Genomic DNA, 1,474 nt, shown 5'->3' with positions numbered 1-1,474 from the left:
GAACTCCAGGCAATTTTTTTAAGCTTGCCAAAATACGAGTCCACTCTTCATCACTTAATTTTATCCGCTTCATTTCATTCAAAATGGCTTATTCTACCGGATTGGTGAAACGTCAACAGAACCTAGTATAGAAAAAATAGAAGATGTAAATGAAGACGGAATAAAGAAAATACGTGACGTGCTAGAAAAGAGCCGGATTCGTGATTTAACAGAGTTTGGAAGAGTCGTTCATGCGGAAATGGAGGCGATTCTTTCATGTGGAAGAGAAGGTATAAGCTGTATAGGTTCAACTCTCTATTGCACTACATTCCCGTGTCATAATTGTGCAAAACATATTATTGCTTCTGGAGTAACTAGAGTTGTATATGTAGAACCTTACCCAAAAAGTAAAGCACTGGAGTTTCATTCTGATTCAATAGAGCTAAGAACGCAATTAGATGGTAAAGATAATGTAGATAGTGTGATATTTGAACCATTTACTGGAGTAGGAGCAAGGCGTTTTCTTGATTTTTTCTCAATGAGTTTAGGTACAGGTAATAAGTTAAAGCGTAAGAATAAAGATGGTGGTACCTTAATCTGGGATAAAAATAGTGCAAAATTACGGGTAGGACTGTTGCCAAAGTCTTATTTAGAAATAGAAGATGCCGCATCAAGTGTTTTTGATGAAAGTAATTAAAGCATGTGCTAATGCCATGAATTCGTAAGGATTAAATTGTAAGGGGATTTGCCCTGAGGCAATTTACCATAAACATTTGTTTGAGCTGTAGGCGAAGCCGGAAGCGAGTTTAGATAAACTAATGAACGATCCAAACAGGGAGGTTTGGCTTGCAGGGAGGCAATGTTTTTAAACAGCGAAGCCGAAGGCAAGAATGCGGCCCGGGGTTTGGGGCTGGAAGCCCCATGTAAAGCAAACTCGCGGCCAAGCATGACTAAGGCCATTTTGCATAATACGATTTATACGCGGTGTGCGGGGCAGTGCTGTTCTGCCCTGCATATTGCGTATAAGGCGTGGGTATTATGTAACTTGGCATGGTCATGCCGGGCCGCGCTCCACTGTTTGAGCTAGAGGCAGGCCCGGAAGCGAGTTAAAACCGGCTGCATCGCCGCAAGACTGCGAAATGGTAAAACAAGGGCAGTGCTTTTCTGCCGTTGTTTTATGGTTTTGCTTCAATAACTGCAAAGCACCCTTGGAGGCATAAACTCATTCAGCACGGCTGTTTGTGCTGGTTGGGTTTATGCCGACTCAATGAATAATAAAACAAGGGCCTTGTTATTGGGCCTTTATTTTAGGGTTGAAGCCCAACGGTACTAAAAGTACCGCTATTCTATGTACCCAGTTGATCTTTACTAGGTTCTGTTGACGTTTCACCAATCCGGTAGAATAAGTCGTTTTGAATGAAATGAAGCGGATAACATTAAGTGATGAAGAGTGGACTCGTATTTTGGCAAGCTTAAAAAAATTGCCTGGAGTTCA

1 protein-coding gene is annotated in these 1,474 nt (G+C 41.5%); it reads left to right on the top strand.

The genetic code is table 11. The features are described from left to right. Positions 1-178: 178 nt before the first annotated feature. Positions 179-676: a deaminase gene (locus tag N7974_RS20540; protein ID WP_262967393.1), complete on the top strand. Its 498-nt coding sequence runs from the start codon at positions 179-181 to the stop codon at positions 674-676. The last annotated feature ends 798 nt before the right edge of the window (positions 677-1,474 follow it).

Origin of the sequence: Methylobacter psychrophilus (assembly GCF_025583945.1) — a bacterium.
GTDB lineage: Bacteria > Pseudomonadota > Gammaproteobacteria > Methylococcales > Methylomonadaceae > Methylobacter_C > Methylobacter_C psychrophilus.
This window is presented reverse-complemented; position numbering and strand designations above follow the sequence as displayed.